At 41.0% G+C, this 20981-nt stretch carries 16 protein-coding genes, 1 other RNA gene and 1 pseudogene; 12 read left to right on the forward strand and 6 right to left on the reverse strand.

Translation table 11 applies throughout. The annotated features are described in order from the left end of the window. Positions 1–14 precede the first annotated feature (14 nt). The gene (locus tag EGC82_RS03400; RefSeq protein ID WP_124732546.1) at positions 15–341 is read right to left on the reverse strand and encodes a YraN family protein; all 327 of its coding nucleotides are present in this window, start codon (positions 339–341) and stop codon (positions 15–17) included. Further along, entirely contained in the window at positions 341–2164 is a 1824-nt protein-coding gene (locus EGC82_RS03405) for a penicillin-binding protein activator (protein WP_124729507.1), read from the reverse strand. Before EGC82_RS03405 ends, EGC82_RS03400 begins: the two co-directional genes overlap by 1 nt. 89 nt (positions 2165–2253) lie before the next feature. Between EGC82_RS03405 and rsmI the strand changes: the two genes are divergently transcribed. The 4 genes and pseudogenes from rsmI to EGC82_RS03420 all read left to right on the forward strand — a co-directional run bounded on the left by rsmI (position 2254) and on the right by EGC82_RS03420 (position 4981). Continuing rightward, a complete protein-coding gene (gene rsmI / locus EGC82_RS03410; protein WP_124729508.1) occupies positions 2254–3096 on the forward strand; it encodes a 16S rRNA (cytidine(1402)-2'-O)-methyltransferase in 843 nt (280 codons plus the stop codon). Positions 3097–3150: 54 nt separating this feature from the next. After that, an RNA gene (gene rnpB / locus EGC82_RS03415) (RNase P RNA component class A) lies at positions 3151–3506 on the forward strand. A gap of 38 nt (positions 3507–3544) precedes the next feature. Further along, positions 3545–3691, forward strand: a pseudogene (locus tag EGC82_RS21830) (hypothetical protein); the annotation flags it as partial. Between the two features lie 72 nt (positions 3692–3763). Next, complete coding sequence (locus tag EGC82_RS03420; RefSeq protein WP_164839083.1) at positions 3764–4981, forward strand: tyrosine-type recombinase/integrase; 1218 nt, start codon at positions 3764–3766, stop codon at positions 4979–4981. A gap of 95 nt (positions 4982–5076) precedes the next feature. Here EGC82_RS03420 and EGC82_RS03425 read toward each other — a convergent pair whose 3' ends face one another. Beyond that, on the reverse strand, positions 5077–5916 hold the full coding sequence (locus tag EGC82_RS03425; RefSeq protein ID WP_124729510.1) for a hypothetical protein: 840 nt from the start codon (positions 5914–5916) through the stop codon (positions 5077–5079). Positions 5917–6231: 315 nt separating this feature from the next. Here EGC82_RS03425 and EGC82_RS03430 point away from each other — a divergent pair, with 315 nt between their 5' ends. From EGC82_RS03430 to EGC82_RS03455, 6 genes are all read left to right on the forward strand, one after another. Further along, a complete protein-coding gene (locus tag EGC82_RS03430) occupies positions 6232–6858 on the forward strand; it encodes a recombinase family protein (RefSeq protein ID WP_124729511.1) in 627 nt (208 codons plus the stop codon). A gap of 197 nt (positions 6859–7055) precedes the next feature. Continuing rightward, positions 7056–7367 carry a hypothetical protein gene (locus tag EGC82_RS03435; protein ID WP_124729512.1) on the forward strand — a complete coding sequence of 104 codons (312 nt, stop codon included), beginning with the start codon at positions 7056–7058 and terminating at the stop codon, positions 7365–7367. Next, positions 7361–7696 (forward strand): hypothetical protein, encoded by a 336-nt coding sequence (locus EGC82_RS03440; protein ID WP_124729513.1) that lies wholly within the window; start codon positions 7361–7363, stop codon positions 7694–7696. The genes EGC82_RS03435 and EGC82_RS03440 overlap by 7 nt, the downstream gene beginning before the upstream one ends. A 167-nt stretch (positions 7697–7863) precedes the next feature. Continuing rightward, a complete protein-coding gene (locus EGC82_RS03445) occupies positions 7864–8379 on the forward strand; it encodes a helix-turn-helix domain-containing protein (protein ID WP_124729514.1) in 516 nt (171 codons plus the stop codon). Positions 8380–8446: 67 nt separating this feature from the next. After that, positions 8447–9394 (forward strand): hypothetical protein, encoded by a 948-nt coding sequence (locus EGC82_RS03450; RefSeq protein ID WP_124729515.1) that lies wholly within the window; start codon positions 8447–8449, stop codon positions 9392–9394. A 655-nt stretch (positions 9395–10049) separates the two neighbouring features. Further along, the gene (locus tag EGC82_RS03455) at positions 10050–12185 is read left to right on the forward strand and encodes a TonB-dependent siderophore receptor (RefSeq protein WP_124729516.1); all 2136 of its coding nucleotides are present in this window, start codon (positions 10050–10052) and stop codon (positions 12183–12185) included. 90 nt (positions 12186–12275) lie between these two features. On the opposite strand, the gene EGC82_RS03460 is transcribed toward EGC82_RS03455, so the two are convergent. The 3 genes from EGC82_RS03460 to EGC82_RS03470 all read right to left on the reverse strand — a co-directional run bounded on the left by EGC82_RS03460 (position 12276) and on the right by EGC82_RS03470 (position 17781). After that, complete coding sequence (locus EGC82_RS03460) at positions 12276–14429, reverse strand: TonB-dependent receptor (RefSeq protein WP_124729517.1); 2154 nt, start codon at positions 14427–14429, stop codon at positions 12276–12278. Positions 14430–14641: 212 nt separating this feature from the next. Further along, positions 14642–16315: a ShlB/FhaC/HecB family hemolysin secretion/activation protein gene (locus EGC82_RS03465; RefSeq protein ID WP_124729518.1), complete on the reverse strand. Its 1674-nt coding sequence runs from the start codon at positions 16313–16315 to the stop codon at positions 14642–14644. Positions 16316–16560: 245 nt separating this feature from the next. Continuing rightward, positions 16561–17781, reverse strand: a complete 1221-nt coding sequence (locus tag EGC82_RS03470) for a threonine/serine exporter family protein (RefSeq protein ID WP_124729519.1) — start codon at positions 17779–17781, stop codon at positions 16561–16563. 164 nt (positions 17782–17945) lie between these two features. Here EGC82_RS03470 and EGC82_RS03475 point away from each other — a divergent pair, with 164 nt between their 5' ends. After that, a complete protein-coding gene (locus EGC82_RS03475) occupies positions 17946–18341 on the forward strand; it encodes an MAPEG family protein (protein ID WP_124729520.1) in 396 nt (131 codons plus the stop codon). Between the two features lie 202 nt (positions 18342–18543). Continuing rightward, on the forward strand, positions 18544–20859 hold the full coding sequence (locus tag EGC82_RS03480; RefSeq protein ID WP_124729521.1) for a YgiQ family radical SAM protein: 2316 nt from the start codon (positions 18544–18546) through the stop codon (positions 20857–20859). Positions 20860–20981: the final 122 nt, after the last annotated feature.

Raw genomic sequence — 20981 nt, forward strand, 5'->3', positions numbered from 1 at the left:
TAATCAATTGCCGCTTAAAAACAGCCTTGTAGCCAATTTATTTCATCAATATTCATCGCAATGACATCAAAGCGACAAGGTGGATTCAATTTTTGTCGTTGTAAATAATGATCCGCGGCTAATCTTATCCGCGTTATTTGCTTACTTGTGAGTGCATTTATGGCGCCACCAAACTGATTTGAGGTTCTAAATTTTACTTCAACAAATACCCACACATCTTGTTGGCGCATAATCAAATCTATTTCACCAAATGGATATCGAACATTAGCCTCTACAAACATCAGACCTTGTTGTTCAAGGTAAGTTCGCGCACGTTGCTCAGCTAATTGTCCGCGATTCATCATAATGGGGTTAATTTCCCTTGGGTATATTTGCCCCAAGACAATTGACGATCTATTACTCCGTTTGGCTTCACTGATAAAGCACCGCTGCGACCCATAAATTGATATCCCGGGAAAGCGCGCATTTGCGCTAAACGATTGACTAATTCTAGTGCATCAAAACCCATTACATACAGGCGTTTTTGGGTGTTATTCCAACCACTCCAGAGCTCTGATACTAGCTGTGTTTCGCTACTAGATTGCATTAACCATGGGACATCACTAATCATTAAGTTATTCAACTCTTGTGACGACTGCGCAGACTCATTTTCAAGGCGGCTACGGCTAGTGGTATACAAGGTTACAGGTTCAGAGAACACACTAAAATTAACGTCTAAAAAGGGTTTTAGTAGGGCTAAATCTTGCGAACCAGAAATCATGTATATCGCATCAATATCTTGTCGAGAACGAAAATCTGATGCTAAGCGACTGCCTAATAAATCTCGCATTCTGCTAATACGTGCTTGGCTATCTTTAACGCCTAATGCTTCTTGAACTGTCACCTTCATTTGGTCACCAGCATCATAGAAATACACTTCAGCATCATTACTGGTTAACGTTAACCAAGTTTGTTTAAAACTGTCAGCCATGCGTTTGCCAATAGGATCGTTGCTTGCCAGTAAAAGTGGCTGCTTTACGCCATCACTATACAGTTTATGTGCTGCATCACTGGCTTCTTGCGCCGGAGACAACGAAAAATAAAACAGGTTTGGCTGTGGCACAAAAGTGTCTGTTTGGTTTAAATACAACTGTGGCACAGTGCTCTTTTGTTTATCGTTTATTTTCTGTAGTTCTTCGACTTCATTGGGTAACAATGGTCCAATAATAAACTCAGCACCTTTGGTAACGGCTTGTTGATAAGCTATAGCAACACCTTGCTGAGTATCATAAAAGTTAATTGACACATTCGCGTCATAGTCAGACAGGTAACTAGACAGCAGACCTTGACGAATAGGTTCAGCAACCACTGCGCGAGGACCTGTTAATGGCAATAATACGGCAATATTTTGTGGCCTAAACGGTTTGGCGTTGAGGGCTTTTTCTAAATCTGCAGGTAACTTCATTGCTGCAGGGTGATTTGGATTATTGCGTTGCCACTCACCTAAATAACGCACTAACTGCGTTGGCTCAACTGCATAATGCTTCGCTATAAAGGTTAACTGTAACCAACCTGCAAAAATCGGATTAGATTGATCACGCATAAACGACTGTACAGTTTCTTCGTGTAAAGGTTGCAGTAGCTTCCAAATAACATTATTAACTGCAGTTGTTTCAGATTTCGGTAAGTAATTACTTAATAAGCTTAATTGCTTAACTTGATCAATTGGCTGCTGAGTATTTTTGTACAGCTTAGCTTTAAATTGGTGATAACTCGCCATTTGCCAACGAGGTAGCTGCCAATGAGGAGGGTATTGTAAAATATCTAATGCCGCTTGGCTGCTATTGGTTTTTTCAGCAATGCGCGCGCGTAAGTAAATATGCTCGGCTTGCAGTGAGGCAACATTCACCATCGACTTCTGCATTGACGTTAGTACGTTAACCGCAGAATTAAAGTTACCGTCATTTATATATGCGTGAGCCGCGAGTAATAAATAACGATCACGCTTTTCTGGTAAACTGCTACTCGTTGCCTGGGCTAAATAAATTTTAGCCGGATGTTCAGCGGCAACGAGCGATGCACTTGCGTCAATATTTTCCTGCTGTTTTTTGGCGGCACAACCGACCACCAATACAGAGAAAATCAACGCGCACACGAATTTTGTTGTATTCAGTCTTTTTAACACTTGGCTTCACTCTGGTAAGATGCTGTTACTAGTTTAACCTGCTCTTACGCTTGGCGAAAGTATCAGGTAGATTCATTATCGAGGTAATTATGGACCAAATGGTCGCGCTGTATATTGTTCCCACCCCAATTGGTAATTTTGGCGACATCAGCGCTCGTGCAATCGAGGTGCTACAACAGGTAGATTTGATCGCCTGTGAGGACACTCGCCACAGCGGAAGACTGCTGAGTCACTTTGGTATTGAAACCCGTAAAACGGCCTTACATGATCACAATGAACGTGACCGAGCACAATGGATAGTTGAACAGTTAAATGAAGGTAAATCAATCGCGCTCATTTCTGACGCTGGTACGCCGCTAATTTCTGACCCTGGCTACCATTTAGTGAATCATGTTCGTCAAGCTGGCCACAGAGTCGTACCGCTACCAGGTGCTTGTGCTGCGATAACGGCCTTAAGTGCATCTGGGTTACCGTCGGATCGCTTTAGCTTTGAAGGTTTTTTACCCTCAAAAGAAAAAGCCCGTATCGATAAACTTGAATTGCTTAAAGAAGATCCTCGGACATTGATATTTTACGAATCTCCTCACCGTATTCTTTATAGCCTTGCCGCTATTGTTGACGTTTTAGGCGCCGATAGGCAAGTGGTAATGGCACGTGAAGTGACTAAAACTTTCGAAACCTTCTTATCTGGCACCGCTGCAGAGGTATTAGCGCTGGTTGAAGCTGATGATAATCAGCAAAAAGGCGAAATGGTCATTATGTGCCACGGCTTTACATTATCTGATGAAGAAGGCATTCCTGCAGTTGCCGTTGCTACGTTAAAGCTGCTTTGTGAAGAATTACCGCTTAAAAAAGCTGCAGCCATCGCTGGGCAAATCCATGGTTTAAAGAAAAATGCCTTGTATAAATACGGTTTAGAACTGGATTTATAAAAAGTCGCTCGCTTTGGCATTGGTTTGTTGCGCTGCTTAGGCTATAATCCGCGCCGAGTTGGCCAGACAGTTGCCGCGTACGCAAGTACGGGGAGGAAAGTCCGGGCTTCAAAGAGCGGGGTACCAGGTAACGCCTGGGCGGTGTGAACCGACGACAAGTGCAACAGAGAGGAAACCGCCATTATTGGCTTAGGCTAACAATGGTAAGGGTGAAAGGGTGCGGTAAGAGCGCACCGTGCGGCTAGCAATAGTCCGTAGCAAGGTAAACTCTACCCGAAGCAAGACCAAATAGGGTTCCGCATGGCGCTGCTCGCGTTGGGACCGGGTAGGTTGCTTGAGCCTGTGAGCGATTGCAGGCCTAGATGAATAACTGTCCACGACAGGACCCGGCTTATCGGCCAACTCAACCTTTCCAAATAGAAGGCCTCACAGCGATGTGAGGCCTTTTATGTTACAAACTGTGCTACAAACTGAGACACAAACAATCCCCTATACGCTCCAGCGTAATGGTATCTACTACTTACGGTTACGCGTACCAAAGATCATAAGAGAAGCAACAAGCCTACCGCCTGTCATTCGACAAAGTCTTCATACCAAGTCCCCTAGAGTAGCGAAAAAGATTGTTAATAATATTATTAGTCAATTTGATGATTTAAGGAGTTCATTGATGGCTAGAAAAGTAAGCGAAGGATTTATAACGCATTTTGCTACAGTTGTTGAGTTCGGTGAAAATGGGCAACCTAAAAGAGCGACTACTTATGACTCTAAAGATAGCGCTGCAGACAATGAGACTGCGATGAAGCATTCTCTTGCTTTAGCTAAATTAGATATACCTCACAAGGTGGAGCCTGAACAAGCATCAGTAGTTGCAGGTGTAGGAATATCTCTTTCGGAATCCTTTGAGCTATATTTTACTTGGCGAAGTGAATTGTATAAAAATAACCGTTATGGCTTATCTAAAGAAGCCTTGAGATCTAGAACGGCTAGTTTTCAGAAACTACTCTTAGTTGTTGGTGATATAGACATTGCACATGTAACAAGTACTCATATTTGGGATACGCTGTCAGTTATAGACAACATGCCTCGTTTGAATCAATTACCTTATAGTCGTGAAAAACGTTTGGAAGTATGGATTGATGCTGCTAAAAAAAGAAGTATTCCTGATCATGATTTAGTTGCCTCGAAACAAGCGGGTGAGGCATTAAAGGATTACCAGTCTTTATTTTCTAAATTCTTAGCTAAGCTCAAAGACCATATATCGGTTGTTCCAACTAGAGATGTATCCGTTGATGTTGAAACACTATCATACGCAGCATTGTCGCGTAAGCAAATGGCTGCGGTAGTTGGTTATTGGGAAGTTCAACCTAGCTCTGACTATAAGTGGATTATTTTACTAGCTGCGTACTCAGGTGCTAGACGAGGAGATATTTTTAACTTAAAGATATCAAATGTTCTGTTTGATACTGATTGTCATCGTCATTATTTATTTATTGAAAAGGGCAAAACAAATGCAGCGACAAGATTGATTCCTGTTCACAATAGGTTGGTCGAGTTAGGTTTTTTAGATTTTTTAGAAAATACTAAACCAGAGGATTCTAAAGGTTTGAAGGTATTTCGTTCATTTAAAACAGACCATTACATAACATCAAAATTTAGAGATTCGCTAGATTTACTTAATATACCGAAGCTAACTTATAACAATAGGCGGTACTCGTTTCACAGTATGCGGCACTCTTGCATAACTCAATCTGTTAAAACTAATGAATTACATATGGTTCAGAGAGTTGTTGGACATGCAATTTCAGGTTCAGGCATCACTAAAAAGTACATAGATGATTTTGAATTAAAAGACATGTTATGCGTGATCGATTGTCTTGACTGGTAAGCAAAAATATTTGATATGTTGTAATTATCACGTAAAACAAAGGTGAAGTTCAGACAATCCAATATCAACTGGATTTTCTGAACATACTTTTATAGTTAGATTTCTGGATTTTCCTGAGCGTAGATTTCACAGCAAGAGGAGCACCACTGCTCTAGCTGGGGTCGAAATATCTCTAATAGTCTATTTTTAAAAGTTAATTTATTGTCTATCGGGTCATACATGGCGGATTTACAGTTTTTTATATTTCCCCAACCAGCTATGGATAAGCTAACTCTAACCGGTTTCATTATTTCTCTAAATAGAATTTTAGCTTCAAAGCTATCAGGATTATTCTTACAAAGCCCGACTATTTTATGACCACTTCTTTTCAATTTTTTTATTTTAAAGTTAGTTGCGTCAGGGATGGTTAGTTCTTCAAGTTTTGTATACACACTTAATATTATGTTCTCCAGAATGAATGATTCTAGCTCGAGCTTTTCATTTAGAGATAACGGTTGAAAGCACATCATACTATTCAGGCACCATTCGAGAGTTGGTTTAAACAGCGTATAATCTCTACCTCTTACAATAACTCGAATGAAATCACTGTTATGATTACCTGCACCGGAGAAAGATGTAAAAATGGTAGCCGTTAATTTTTTACTTCTGTAAACCCATTTACCGCTTAGGTTTGACATATTTTCACTAGTGCCTGATTGTGCATGTTGAGAGATTGCGGAATAATATGCTTTATAATCTTTTAGTGTGCTTTTTAGCAGTGCAAAATGTGAAGCGATGGCTTTAGCCATATGAATGCACATCCAAGAAAAATCAGGAATCGCTTCACGATTTCTTTTCGCCCCACAATCACAAATCATTTTCCCTAGATCTACTTGATAAGAATCTACTTGGACAATAGATATTTTCAGTAAGTCTTTTGTATCGTCTGTTTTCATTTTAAACTCATATTATAATTGAGCCGTTTCGGAATAGTCGTGCGTTACTTTTACTAAAAAATAACTTTGATTCACTTCCAATAAATCTGGTTGTAGATTTTCTATCTAATCTTTATGAACTTACCAAGCAATTCAAGTTATAACAATTACCCATTAGTCTGTAACCCTCTACAAATTAAATTGGGAATGAATATAGAGATGATAAAATATTTACATTCATTCAAGTATACTTCAATGAATACACTTGGTAGAATGTAGGAATGCGGCCTAGAGAGCCAAATGAATACACCAATTAATCATTGAATGAGATACCACATGCTGAATACACCTTACCTAACCATTCGCGCATATTTAAGAGCATCGACTAAAGAGCAAGATAGCTCTCGAGCTAAGCCGGAGTTAATTTCATTCGCTACAGCAAAGGGCGTAAAGATTACGACCTTCTATCAAGAAAACGTATCAGGTAGCACCCCAGACCGACCAGAGCTTGATAGGCTGATAGATGAAGCTAGTGACGGTGATATTCTGCTTATTGAGAAAATGGACAGACTTAGCCGTTTACCTTGGGAAATATGGCAAACGCTTAAAGCCAAGATTGCCAGTAAAGGGATCATTATCGTAATCGCAGATCAACCGCAAACTCATACCGCATTATCAAACAATGATGAACACTCGGGATTTATTCAAAAAGCTCTTACAAACTTCATGATCGATTTAGCTGCTGGTATGGCAAGAGATGACTATGAGACAAGAAGAACACGACAGGCTCAAGGCATTGCGAAGGCCAAAGCAGAGGGCAAGACGTGGGGCGGTCAAAACAAAGACATTAAACTACACGAAGCAATTTTAACTCATTTACAAACGATGAGTCTTCGTAAAACTGCCGAAATACTCGGCTGTTCAGTGTCAACGGTGCAAAGAGTCAAAAAAAGCCAATTTTAAAGAAATTATTTTAATTTTTCTCTTCATTTAATACATGAGTAAAACCTGATACTTACGCATTACCTCTCTCTAAAACACCTCAATACCTACATTAAATGGCGACATAACATGTCGCTATTTAGTTTGTTTTTAGCTAAAATATACCCCTCAAGCTCTTGAATACAATGAAAAACCTTATACGTAGGTGGGAATTAATAATGTTCAATACCTTAGATAGAACAGAAATGATTGAAGAGCTCGCTAATCAGGGAATGCCAAGGTATGTCGCAGAACAATACTGTGATTTAACCCTGTTCAAGATATTGAAGGGTGAAGCAAAGGTACAGACGGTTCAAACTAGGCCGCTATCCGCGCTTTATACCGCTAACCAAGAAAATCAGAAAGCATTAGCAGAAAAAAGAAAACAAGAAATAAAAAGCTATGCTCACCTCGGAGGTATGCACCGTATGGCTGCAGCTTTTGAAAATATAGACACCTCACTACAAGTTCAGGAAACCAAATCATGTTAGAACGTATGTATTTTTGTTCACAGCTAGTTAATACCGCAATTCATTCAGTTGAAACTGGTGACATGCAATCAGCAAAGGCCAATTTACAAGCGCTAAAGACCATTTTAGACAAAATGAACAATGGTGATGAGGGGGTGAATAAGGTTATCAAGAATATTGCCGCTGCAACCGGTATAGATGATTTAAAGACGTTAGAAAGCCTGATATTAGTCGGCTGTAACATTGCTGCAAGAGGTCATGGCGCATCACAGGCAACCTATGCCGCACACCTTGAGCGTGAAGTGAATATCGCTAAGCTTGTAACGTTACCCATGTTAGGGGTGAATTAATATGACCATGCAAATTAGAGTCCCTAAAAGCCTTGAGCCGATGATTGAGGGCATAGCAAAAGAGTCAGGCCTTAAGTATCGTCACGTAGTTCAATATCTCTTAGTTGAGGGGTTAGAAGCCCTTAAGGAAAGAGCTAGAACACAACATGATTCAAATGGTGGAATGATTGGGTAGCCGAGCCACACCGGATACTCAGGCTGAGATTGTAGCGATGATTGCAGCGGGCTATACGCTGGCTGCAGTCTCAAAGCATTTTGATTTGAGTTATCACACCGTCAGATCGATACAAAAGCGAGCGGGTATTAAAGCCGGTTCGATGAAACAAGAGCTGATAGATAAATATCAGAACGCCCTAAAAGTATCCCTTTCAAGTAATGCAATCAGAGAGCAAGCCTCTTCACTGTTAATGGATGATTTAGCCTTAGCATCAAAGCTCAGAGACAAGCTGCACTGCCTCTTAGATGAGTTGCCAGATAAACCCACTGACACTAAACAGGCTGTTCAAATTGCCAGAGCATTAACCGGTATAGCTTCAAGCTTAAAGTTGTCTAATGACACGCTAAGAGCAAGCTTTAAATTTGGCGATAAGCCAGATGTAAATGAAGACCTACCAGAATTGATTGTAAGGGAAATGCTTGAGGTTGAGGTCTTGGAAGTGAGAACGGCCAAACTAGGATCTTAGGGTAAAAAAAAGCACCTCATGCGAGAGGTGCTACTAAACAAATACAGTACAGAAAGAGTATACCAAATTGGCTAAAGACGGTCTAGAAATGTCATCAGAAATGGCACTGAAAACAGCAATAAAAAAAGGCGCAAAAAAAACGATTTTTAAAAGTGTTTTTCTTACTGCTAAATCACCCGCATGCTCAGTGCTCTCTAGGGCTGTAGAGTATTCAAATGCGGCCGGAATGAACGGTCAACCAGTATATGCTTTTAATAGAGTTATAAAGCCCTTATTTACTCACTCTAAGAAGGGGGTAAATAAGCATAAAGAATCACTAATACCGCTTCATGATAAATCAGAAAAAAGAACCTTCTCAAGAGATTTAGAAACAGCCTTTTTAGTCCTGCAAGATATAGCTCAAATCAAAGAAAATCATGCAACGATAGTATTCGGCACCGTTAGTTTTTCAATCAATACCAAACTCAAAGTTAACAGCTCATCAAATCCAGCCTTGGCCTATGGAAAGCTCTTAAGAGAACGTGGTTGGAGCGAGCCTACAAGTATTGTGCTTGAGACTGGCGGTAAAGGCTCTAAAACAATCACCCACGCCCATATCATCACCATTGTAAGGGAAACGCCTGAATCAAACTTAAACCGTCTTAAATCGCTTTTAAAGAAAGATAACCCTACCAGCTCAAGCGCTGTATTAGTGAGTCCTAATTATCTCTTTAAACAGCCATACACGGAGCTTATAAAGCTAGAAGAAGGACAGTTTGGGGCATTACCTACGGAAGAAGGAGTAGAACACCCGTATTGGTTAAGTTCATGGCGTGAACCAGAGAGTAATGAGGTTAAAAGACGTGTACCGGTAAACATAGCTAGCTGTGATTACTTGTCAAAAGAGTTAAGCACTCAGCAAGCAGGTAAAAGGTATGGCTTTATTAACTTTGGAAACCTACGCGGAATGAAGGTAAAAGAACGCATGCAAGCAACAAGAGCATTCAATGCAAAGTACAAGTCCACTAGCAAATAATAAAAAGTAAAACCACTTCATAAACGAGGCGTCCGGCTTCATACGGAACGCCTCAATCACTTAAAAGATAAAACCAGCCCAACACGATACAAGTTTATATTTGATGTCCTAACGAGCCTCTAGAAAGCGATAGTCCTAGAAGAAAATGACCTATCGGTATCGGAACGTGAGAAAGTTTTAGATGTGTTTTTTGAAAATTCACACCAAGTAAGCACCAAGTAACGCTTGGCAAATAAATCTGCTTAAGTTAACTTATGTTGTGTTACATAGTGTGCTACAAACTGGAACACATTGTTTATTAAAGCTTTATAAAACACGCCATTTACTAACTAATTTTGCTGTGAGGAGTCGGCTTATCGGCCAACTCACCTCTTTATAGAAAAGGCCTCGCAGCAATGCGAGGCCTTTTTTTTTGTTAGAATCCCCAATGATTAGTGAGCGTGTTATCTAACCTAATGCGCTATCAGAGAGTGCTATCTACATTATGGGCATATTATTAACGGCATAAAGTGTAAATATGCACCATAACTCGTCATTTATTAACATTTCTCATTAACAAACTATCACAAATGTAAATTATCAAACGCGAATAGTTGCTATTAGCATTTGATGTTATATTGCGGTCAATTTTACTGTTGCCTATGAATAAGTTGTTATGCATTTGAACGTGATTAATCTTGGAGTGTTAAGCCTACTTTTACCTGTATTGAGTGTGAGTGCTAATGAACAAAGTACCGACGTTGATTCGACTGAGTCGATTGAGAAAATAACCGTAATGGGGCGGGCACAAACCTTTTATCGTGAATCTTCTACGTCTGTGGGTGCCAAAGTTGAAACCGATATTATGGATTTACCGCAATCGGTGCAGGTGTTGAATGAACAGTTGATAGTTGATCAAGCTGCACGTGAAATCACTGACTTATACCGCTCTATAGCGGGCGTGAGCACTTACAGTTATTCGGGGGTGACCTTTCGTGGTTTTCGTGATGACAGTAATGTGTTTTATGACGGTGTAAGAGGCGACCCTTTTTCTGGTTTCGGTGTACCACAGTTATTTAATATTGAACGAGTTGAAGTGTTAAAAGGTCCTGCTGCTGCGTTATACGGTGGTGGTGAGCCTGGCGGGATGATTAATTATGTCAGTAAAAAGCCGAGTTTTGTCCAAGATACTGAAGTGACATTAACCACAGGCGATAACGACCGTATGGGCGGGTCAATTGATTCTAAAGGTGGTTTAACAGATTCAATTGCTTATCGTTTAGGTGGCTTTTATGAACAAAAAGACAGTTTTCGTAATAATGCCGACTCTGAAAATACCGAGTTAACAGGTGGATTATTATTTCAACTTGACGATGACACTGCATTAACCACCACCATTGACTACATTAAACAAGATTTAGGCGGTAATCGTTTACGTGGCGTTCCCGTTGACGATGACGGTAACTTTTTGGTTGATCCAAGCTATAACGCTAATGAAAAGTCAGACTATCAAAACCTTGAAGCAACAATATTACAAGCTGATTTACAACATCATTTTAGCGATGAGTTAAGTGTTAATACCACAGTGCGTTACCTTGATAACGAGCGTGTACAGGGATATCACGAATCACAAAGTTGGGTTGACGTTAATGGTGATGGTAAAGCCAATATTGATGATAAAACCATTAAACGTGAATATCGTAAACAGTATCGCGCTAACCAAGAAGTCAGTGTGACTTCAGATTTTATATATCGATTAGATACAGGTATTGAGCAAACCTTATTATTTGGAGCCGATTACCATCACGTAAACAGCGATTATGATTATTGGCGTGCCCGTTATGAGGCTGACGGTGTCGCTAATCTAAACATTTTTGATTTAAATTATGGTGAAAGCGATCCAGCAGATTACACCTTAACGGATCAAAATCGTGATGGTGAAAAAACCGAGCGCATGGGTTTTTATGCTCAAGACCAAATAAACCTAACAGATAACTGGTTGCTGCTGGTTGGCCTACGTTACGATCATTTTAATGATTATGACAAAGAGAGCGGTTTTGAATTTAGCGACGATCATGTGTCGCCACGTGCTGGTGTTGTGTATAAATACTCGTCAGAGACCTCATTTTATGTGAACTACTCTGAAAGCTTTAACCCCACCTCTATTGGTGATCAAGAAGATACCAGTGCAGATGGCGGTTTGGCCCCAGAAATGGGTGAACAAGTTGAACTAGGGATAAAAAATCAGTGGTTTAATGGCAGCATGATGACCACGCTAGCTGTGTATCAAATTAATAAAAAAGATGTCGCCATGAATAATCCTGCTGACACGGGCAATGATGACGGAATTCCTGCGTTAGTAAGCCTAGGTGAAGTTGAAAGTAAAGGACTTGAGTTTACCTTAGTGGGAGATATAACACCGAATTGGACTGTTATGGCTAATTACGCCTATAACGATGCTCGTGTTACTCAAGGTGATATTGGCGATACCTATGCAGATGGCAGCAATTTTGTTAATGCACCGCGTCATCAAGCGGGTTTGTGGACCCGTTATGATATTGATAGTCTGAATTCTGCTATTGCACTGGGTGCCGACTATGTCAGTGAGCAAATGAGTGCAGATGCACAGCGCGTTAAGCCCTATACCGTGTTTGATATGAGCTGGACCACAACGTGGCAAGATACCCAGTTTCAGTTAAATGTGAAAAACCTGTTTGATAAAGAATATGCCGTGAGCGGTTTCTCAGAACGTAATGGTCATTTCCCGGGGGCACTACGAGAAGTGGTGTTGCAGGTATCGCATCACTTTTAATGTTGGACTAGCAGGGTAACGCCTTGCTGAATAAAAAAAGGGCGTAAACAATTTATTGTTTACGCCCTTTTTTATGGTGACTTTTCAGCTTTAGAAGCTAGTCTTTACGCCCACATTAATGGTGGTGCCTAGAGATTTAGTATTGTATCCCCCGTAAGTATAAGCTTGTGATCTTGCTGAAAAGTAATCTTCATTGAGTAAGTTTTCTACTCCAAGTGATAATTGCCAGTTATTGATCTGATAGCTACTGGCAAGATTAACAACGTTATAATGTTCTATAGGGCCTTGGCTACCAACATATTGGCCATTAACTTGCTCAAAGCGTTTACGGTCACCGACATACATATAATTAATGCCGACATTCGCATCTTCAACTGGTTGCCAGTTTACATAAGCAGTAAATTTAGGCGCAGATATAGTACTACCATCAAGATAGGTATCATTTTCGGTGTCTTTACCTTCAATCCAACTATAGCTTAAACCCGTACTCAGATTATCTTGTACACGGTAGTCTAGTTGTGCTTCGTAGCCCCAAATCTTTTGCGGTGCACGAACCGGTAAATACACGCCTGTAGTTGCATCAAAAGTATTACTGGTACCGAGTTCTGATTCACTTCGATAAGCGGCAATTTCATAATTTACATCACCGACCTGACCTGAAAAGCCAACTTCGTAGTTATCGACAATAGATGCTTCAGTGCGGATTAGGGCAATATCATTAACCGTGGCTGAGCGTAACAGGCGACCGATATCTGATATGTCAGCACCTTGAGAGAAGCTAATAAAAGGGCTAAATAGCGCGTTCATATTGTAGCGCAAACCAACATTATAGGTGGTGGAGTCATAGTTAAGCTCGCCGCCTGTAACATCAAAAGGTACTGAGCAAGTGCTTGCGGTACTGCATAGTTTCAATGTTTGATAATCTTCAACACTTAAGTCGACACTATCTTGGCGAATACCGGCTTTAAAAACCCAATCATCAGCAACAACAAACTTGGTTTGCAAATAGGCCGCTAAGTTGCGCATGTCCATTTCTGGTACCCAAATTCGACCGTCTTCCAAAGGTTGTGAGCTAACGTCTTCAAGAGCATCAATGCCGTAGATAACGGTTGATTCGATGTTATCCCAGTCAATTTGGCTAGCAAAGTTAATCCGTAAGCCTTTCTTTTCAGACTTGATGATTGATTGACCGCCTTCGTAACCTTCACTTGGATTGGCTAACGCAGTTGAGAAGAAAAACATATTTTCTATTTTTTGCAGATAACCATCAACGGTTAATTGGGTGTTAGTAAATATCTCTTGGTCGACGTATTTTAACATTAGGTTATGATTACCGCGCGGCCCTTGAGGTACACCGGGTTTTACTATGCCGCTAGTATTTTCAATGGCGTAGGTTTTTTCGCCAGAGTTCACACTGCCAATAACATCAATTAAGTCTGCGTCTTGTTGAGCTTCGTAGTAGTTATAAGTCAGTTGAATCGACTTGTCGTCGTCGAGTTGATAGCCGAGTTTAGTAAAATAATTATTCGATTTAGTTTCTGATAAACCATAGACCAATCCGATAACATCGCCTTCAGCATCACGCTCTAAACCTGTTTTTTCAGTAATGGCGCTAAATACATAACTAAAATCATCAATCGTACCGTCTATGGACGTATCGACTCGATAACCGGCACTATCTTGTAATTTTACCGCGCTGAATTTACTTGATACCCCAACATTAATGCGTACTTTGTCTTTGCTGGCACGCTTAGTGATGTAGTTAATAATGCCACCAGAGGCGCCATTGCCATAAATAGAGGTGGCTCCTTTAATCACTTCGATACGTTCAATGGCACCAGCATCGATAGAGCTTATGCCTAATTGACCATTACGTAATGGCGTTGATTGAGGCACGCCGTCAATCATCACTAATGCCGCACGACCACGAAGATTTTGCCCTGAATTACTTGATGTCCCCGTACTTGGGGCAAGCCCTGGAACGCGAAATGCCAATAAATTTTGCAGCTCAGTGGTAATAAGCATGTCTTGTGCAAGCGTTTGTTGATCAATGAGCGTAACCGAGGATGGAACTTCGTCTATCCGTTCAGCGGAGCGGCTGCCAGTAATAATCATTCGCTCCATTGAAGCGTTGTGGTTTGGGCTTTGTGGCGATGATTCGGCATTGGCATGAGTTGTGGGCAGTACTGATAAAAATAATGCACAATGTGTCGCAATAGCCAATTGGCTAGGTTTAAATAACATAGAGATACCGATTAACAAACAATGAATAAAACGTAATGATATTCATTATCATTAGTAAGTACACATTATTTACATTTTTTACTTTTTTGCATTAAATGGAGATAGTTTTGGTTGGTCATTGAGGTCGCAGCATTCGACGCTGAGTATAAACCATTTAGCCGTTAATGATCAGTCGTGCTACTCAAATTTTTATAACATAACGGCCTGTCTGTTTAAAAATGATCTTTAACCTGGAACCTAAATTCCCAAGCATTGATGTCATTACCTGTGGTTATGGGGACGGCAATATCAACATGGGCTACGTTGCCGTAACTGGATTTAGAAGAGTAAATTCGCGCGCCGATACCCACACTGCCTATTGGGCCATTAACTTCATTTTGGTCATCGGTGCCACCCGTTGCTTGGCCAATATCGGCAAATACTGCCCAGCCTAACTCGGCCAGTTGGTATAAGTTGATATTAGGATAATAACGGATCTCACTGGTGAACAGCCATTGATTGTCACCATGCTGGTAGTCATTAGGATAACCCCGCACGCCGGTCTCATCACCAAGTGCAAATGTTTGGTCAAGATAATTATTATGCGAAGTCGCTATACGGGCTTTGGAGTAAGCGGTCCATTTGGGACTAATTTGGTGAAAAAACTCAGCACCTACGCCGACATTGTAAAAGTCTTGTTGACCGGTTTGAATATCAGTCCGGCCATTGATACTCATTAGTAGTAATTGGTTGTCTTGCTGCCAGCCGCGGGTGCTTAGCATGGTCAAGTGATAACCCACAGCAGCATTATCGGCAACGTCGTTGGTTTCCAACCCTAAACTCACCGTATGATGCCAGCCTAAGTTAAAGTCTTCGTTGTTATTAATTAGGTGGATGTTATTGAGTACGGTGTATTGATCTTGCAAGTACTCGTAGCTTATCCATGGGTAAACAAACTCACGGTCAAACGGTAACGGCGTCTGTGGGTACAAGTCTATATTATTGAATTGATGTTGGTCTTGGGTGATACCGACACTGATACGATGTAATTGATCCACTTCTTTGTCGACTAACCAACCATAACCCAAGTTCGCATAATCAATAATATGTTCAAATTCATTAATGTCTTGGCCATTTTGTCTTATGGTATCGATGCGAGTATCAGTCAACCATGACGCGGCATACATATTTTGAGTATCAAGAGTATAAAAGGGCTTATTAAAGGCAATAGCAGACGCTTGACCATCACTATTATCGTAAAAATCAACCGACACATTACCGTGTTTCACCCACCTTATCGGGGCATCAAAGGCAAACTTGTAACCGGTACGATCAGCACTTGATTGATATTTTATTTTGGTTTTAACCCCTAAGCCCAACAGGTTATCTTCTTTCATACCAAACGAGTACTTAGTGTCGCCGCCGTTTTTACTTAAACTTACCGTGGGTAATAATGACCAATTATCCCATGTTTCAACTAATACGACATCTTCAACATTGTCGCTTGCTAATGGGTCTTTTCTGGCAATATTAATTTCGGCATCACGAATATAAGATTCATAACGTAATAACCGTTGCGCCTCTTGAAGATCTTTTTCGGTGATCTTATCGCCTTTTTCAAAGCTCAGGCTGTTTAGAATGGTCGACTCTTTAGTATTGATGTGTAAGTAGTTAGCCCAGCGATGTAAAAAGATCGCGTCTGGGGCTGATTCATCAAAAATAGGATGACTAACAATAACGATATTAGCGACCTTATCGACCTCATGTTTATTGGTTGTCGATGAGGCATTAGTGCCAGAGTCATCATTGGCTGTTAACTGCGCATCAGTGTTAATAGCGGTTGCATAAACACTAGGCGAAATCAGCAGGATGACGAAAAAAAATACAGCCATGAATATGATTGGCATAGCTTCGTCCTTTTTTATTGTTATGTTTTTGAGAGGCCTGCAACAATGAGATAATTGTTTCTAAGATGAAATTATTATGTTGCTTCTTTGTTTTACATCATACCTGAATAACGTAATAGTCAAACATTTAGCTTCAATAAATATTTTATTGAGTCATTAACAATATGTGAGTATTTAGATTGTTAACAGCATAAGGGCGTATCTACCAAACCCTTATGCTGCTCAACATAAATAGCGCGAAGCGCTTACAACGAACGGCGGGGAGGCACAATAACGTTAGCAAAAATGAGTCCTGCAATTAAGGACATAAAAATGAGGAATATTTGTGAGCCTAAATGGGCTTGATTTAACATGGTCTCACCAGAGATGAGTGCATTTAAGCCGATATAGGTTTTACTACCTGGAACCAAAATAACAATACCTTGTAATAACGCAATTGACACTGGCGCTTTCATCCAACGTGCATAAAGGTTGGAATAAATCCCTACCGCTAGTGCACCGACAAAAATACCGATAGATTCGCCTAAATAAATGCCACCTAACATGGCAGAGAAAAAAGCCACAATGCCCGCAAAAATACCCCAAGGCGAGTCTTTTAAGCGTGCTTTAAAGATAATAACCAAAGACATAGACAATAACGGCACCGCAGACCAGATAGCCCAGCGAGGTAGTGGTATTGGTTCAACATAAATGGCATCACCAAATATGGCTTTGCCTATGGTCATGCCAAGCACCGCGCCAAAATACAGTTTAAACAGTTGCATCACCGCATCCATAATGCGCGCAGTACCAGAGATTAAATCGCGGGCAGCAAGTTCAGCTAAGCCGAGGGTGAGTGCAAGGCCAGGCACAAAGATAATGATCCCCGATAAAATGGTTACAGGTAAATTGATACTCGGATCTAATTGCGCAATCCCCGACGCCAAAATAGCGCACACAACCGCCGCCATTGGTTCGAGCATTTCTGCGATGCGTTTTGAGCGTTCAGCCCAAAAAACTAAGCTGTATACCAATAAACCAAAAATAGCTGACCAAAAAACGTCATGCCAACCGGTACCCATTAACATGGCAAATGCGCCAGCACTTGAACCAAAGGCTAATAAGGTTAACTTGTGGCCATAGGGATTGGGTTTATTGGCGATTTCTTCTAAGCGTTCTAACGCTTCTTGCAAGGTGCGCTGGCCAGAGCTGAGTTCTTCAACCAGTTCAAAAGTACGCGCTAACGAGCCTAAATCGAGGTCACCCGGTTTAACGCGTGCGACATGGTTATATTCTTGTTCAGTATCGTGTTGCAGTACAAACGTCATCGATGTGGGTGATATTAAAAAGTATCCTTCAATACCGAGGGTACTGCATACCGTTTGTAAATGGGATTCTAGGCGATACGCAGGCGTACCAAACTTATGTAAGTACTTTCCTAACTTAATAATAAATCTACGTTTTTCTAAGAAATCCTGATTATCCACTGGGCGATAGTCACTCTATGTTAGGGTATTGATCTAGTTTTGGCGCGAATATTAACCGATTAAGGCGTGTGTTTACAGCCAAACTGATCCAAAATGTTGGTATAGCATCAATATGTTAAAGATTGATATAATAACAATAATATAGTCGACTCAAGGAATAACACATGACATTGATGGTATCGGGTTTATATGCGGGCTTAACGGCATTGTTGGTTTTAGCATTATCTTATAAAGTGGTTAAATTTCGTCGAGCAAATAAAATTGGTATTGGTGATGGTGGCCACCAAGGATTATCCATTGCAATTCGAGCCCATGGTAACCTAATTGAAAATGCACCCATAGTATTGATTTTATTAGCGCTAGCAGAATTTAATGGCATGCCTGAGTTTTTAATACATTGTTTGGGCACCGCTTGGATTGTGGCGCGTTTATTACATGCTATTGGACTTAATCAAGGTCAAGGTGGTCATCATTTTGGTCGTTTTTGGGGCGTGTTAACGACCTGGATTGTGCTCTTAATTTTAGCGGTTGCTAATGTGGGTTTCTTTCTTGGCTTATAAGCTTGAAATTATAGGGGAATAGCAATATTACCCCTTATTTTATAAGGGTATGAAAGGATAAAAATATTTCACTTTTGATGTTTTTTTAGTCACACTAAGTGCCGCTGTACTGCTATACTCCGCGTCCGTTAAATTCAGCTATAGGCTGATGTTGCCATCGGATCAGCTAGGCTGATTTTCCCCAATTATGTAGGTCATATACATGCAAGTTGAGTCAACGTTATTTAATTATCCAAAGTTTTGGGCAGAATGCTACGGAACAGCACCTTTTTTACCTACATCTCGCAAAGAGATGGATAAATTAGGTTGGGATAGTTGCGATATTATTGTCGTGACTGGTGATGCATATGTTGACCATCCCAGCTTTGGTATGGCCGTTATTGGCCGAATGTTAGAAGCCCAAGGTTATCGTGTGGGTATTATTTCGCAGCCTGATTGGTCAAGCAAAGAAGACTTTATGCAGTTAGGTCGCCCAAATCTGTTTTTTGGGGTGACTGCAGGCAACATGGATTCAATGATTAACCGCTATACCGCTGACCGTAAGTTACGTCATGACGATGCCTATACTGCTGGTGACATTGGTGGTAAACGCCCAGACCGTGCAGTAACCGTATATACCCAACGTTGTAAAGAAGCTTTTAAAGACGTACCCGTTGTGATTGGTGGAATTGAAGCCAGCTTACGCCGTATTGCCCATTACGATTATTGGTCAGATAAAGTGCGTCGCAGTGTGATTTTTGACGCCAAAGCCGACATTTTAATTTACGGTAATGCCGAGCGCCCATTAATGGAAGTTGCACGCCGTATTGCTGCGGGTGAAGCCATTGGCGATATTGACGATGTTCGTGGTACCGCAACAATGCGTAAAGAGCCAATGCCAGGTTGGCGTGGCATGGATTCGCGTAAAATAGACCAATTACATAAAATTGAGCCATTACCGAGCCCATATGGTGCTGATGATGTTGGTTGCAGTAATTTATCTGGCCCGACAGACGAAAAGATTTTTGATAACGAGGCTCCTAAAGCCATTAGTGTTCAACCGCCTCGTCCAAAGCCATGGGAAAAAACCTATGTGCTGCTTCCTGCTTACAACAAAGTCAGCGAAGACAAATACTTGTATGCTCATGCTTCACGTATTTTGCACCAAGAGCAAAACCCGGGTTGTGCACGCGCGCTGTTTCAGCCACATGATGCTAACCGTGGTGTGTGGGTTAATCCACCTGCATGGCCATTAAATACCGATGAGATGGATGCGGTATTCGATTTACCTTATCAACGTATTCCGCATCCGATGTATGGCCAAGAAAAAATTCCAGCCTACGATATGATTAAGACTTCAATCAATATCATGCGTGGTTGTTTTGGTGGTTGCTCATTTTGTTCGATTACCGAGCATGAAGGACGTATTATTCAAAGTCGCTCGCAAGAATCGATCATTAAAGAGATTAAAGACATCCAAGAAAAAGTGCCGGGCTTTACCGGCGTCATTTCTGACTTGGGTGGCCCAACGGCAAACATGTACCGTTTAGGTTGTACCAGTGAGAAAGCGGAAAAAACCTGCCGACGTTTGTCGTGTGTATTCCCGTCTATTTGCGGCCATTTAGGCACAGATCATAAACACACCATCGATTTATACAAAGCGGCACGTGAAGTACCTGGCATTAAAAAAGTGTTAATTGCTTCGGGCGTTCGTTACGATTTGGCTATCGAAAACCCTGAATATATTAGAGAGTTAGCTAAGCATCATGTGGGTGGGTATTTAAAAATTGCCCCTGAACATACCGAAGAAGGCCCGCTCAGTAAAATGATGAAGCCAGGTATGGGAACCTATGACAAGTTTAAAGAACTGTTTGATAAGTTTTCTAAAGAAGCGGGTAAAGAACAGTTTTTAATTCCGTACTTTATTTCGGCGCATCCTGGTACTACCGATGAAGACATGGTGAATTTAGCATTATGGTTGAAAGGGCAGAAGTTTAAGCTCGACCAGGTGCAAAACTTTTATCCATCGCCAATGGCCAATGCAACCACGATTTATCATACTGAACTTAACTCACTGAAAAACGTTAAGCATGATAGTGAAAAAGTGACAGTACCGAAAAAAGGTCGTCAGCGTAAATTGCATAAATTCTTATTACGTTATCATGACCCAATGGGCTGGCCGATGATCCGTGAAGCATTAGTTGCCATGGGTAAAGAGTCGTTAATTGGTAATGGTCCAAATCATTTAGTGCCGCCAGAAACCCGTAATGAACAAACTAAGGTCAAATGGGGCCAAAAGCCGTCTGCTAAAGCGAAAGAACAAGGTGGCCAAAAGGCGATGACCCGTTTTTCTGCTGATCAGTTTGAAGACCGTAAAGGTACCACCAAAGCAGATAAAGACAGCGCCAAGCCTACGGGGAAAAAACCTAAATCACCAGCTAAAGCGAGTGTGCCGCAATCTGTCCAGTCAAAGGCGCAAGGTGACAAGCGTCCTGCTAAAGCGACTACTTGGGCGACCAAATCTAAATACGCTAAGTAAGTAGATAAGTGAGCAAATAGGCAAGCAATAATCGAAAACCCGCATAAGTTTATGCGGGTTTTTATTTCTAGCAGCTAAACGTTCCATAACAAGGTAATCTGGGTTAATACTTCATCTAATAG

It is taken from the genome of Shewanella livingstonensis (assembly GCF_003855395.1).
Taxonomy (GTDB): Bacteria; Pseudomonadota; Gammaproteobacteria; order Enterobacterales; family Shewanellaceae; genus Shewanella; species Shewanella livingstonensis.

Excerpts from the sequence above, each read along its gene's own strand:
- EGC82_RS03400 (WP_124732546.1), bottom strand. The coding sequence starts at position 341 with ATGAATCGCGGACAATTAGCTGAGCAACGTGCGCGAACTTACCTTGAA.
- rsmI (WP_124729508.1), top strand. The coding sequence starts at position 2,254 with ATGGACCAAATGGTCGCGCTGTATATTGTTCCCACCCCAATTGGTAAT.
- EGC82_RS03420 (WP_164839083.1), top strand. The coding sequence starts at position 3,764 with ATGGCTAGAAAAGTAAGCGAAGGATTTATAACGCATTTTGCTACAGTT.
- EGC82_RS03425 (WP_124729510.1), bottom strand. The coding sequence starts at position 5,916 with ATGAAAACAGACGATACAAAAGACTTACTGAAAATATCTATTGTCCAA.
- EGC82_RS03430 (WP_124729511.1), top strand. The coding sequence starts at position 6,232 with ATGCTGAATACACCTTACCTAACCATTCGCGCATATTTAAGAGCATCG.
- EGC82_RS03435 (WP_124729512.1), top strand. The coding sequence starts at position 7,056 with ATGTTCAATACCTTAGATAGAACAGAAATGATTGAAGAGCTCGCTAAT.
- EGC82_RS03440 (WP_124729513.1), top strand. The coding sequence starts at position 7,361 with ATGTTAGAACGTATGTATTTTTGTTCACAGCTAGTTAATACCGCAATT.
- EGC82_RS03455 (WP_124729516.1), top strand. The coding sequence starts at position 10,050 with ATGCATTTGAACGTGATTAATCTTGGAGTGTTAAGCCTACTTTTACCT.
- EGC82_RS03460 (WP_124729517.1), bottom strand. The coding sequence starts at position 14,429 with ATGTTATTTAAACCTAGCCAATTGGCTATTGCGACACATTGTGCATTA.
- EGC82_RS03465 (WP_124729518.1), bottom strand. The coding sequence starts at position 16,315 with ATGCCAATCATATTCATGGCTGTATTTTTTTTCGTCATCCTGCTGATT.
- EGC82_RS03475 (WP_124729520.1), top strand. The coding sequence starts at position 17,946 with ATGACATTGATGGTATCGGGTTTATATGCGGGCTTAACGGCATTGTTG.
- EGC82_RS03480 (WP_124729521.1), top strand. The coding sequence starts at position 18,544 with ATGCAAGTTGAGTCAACGTTATTTAATTATCCAAAGTTTTGGGCAGAA.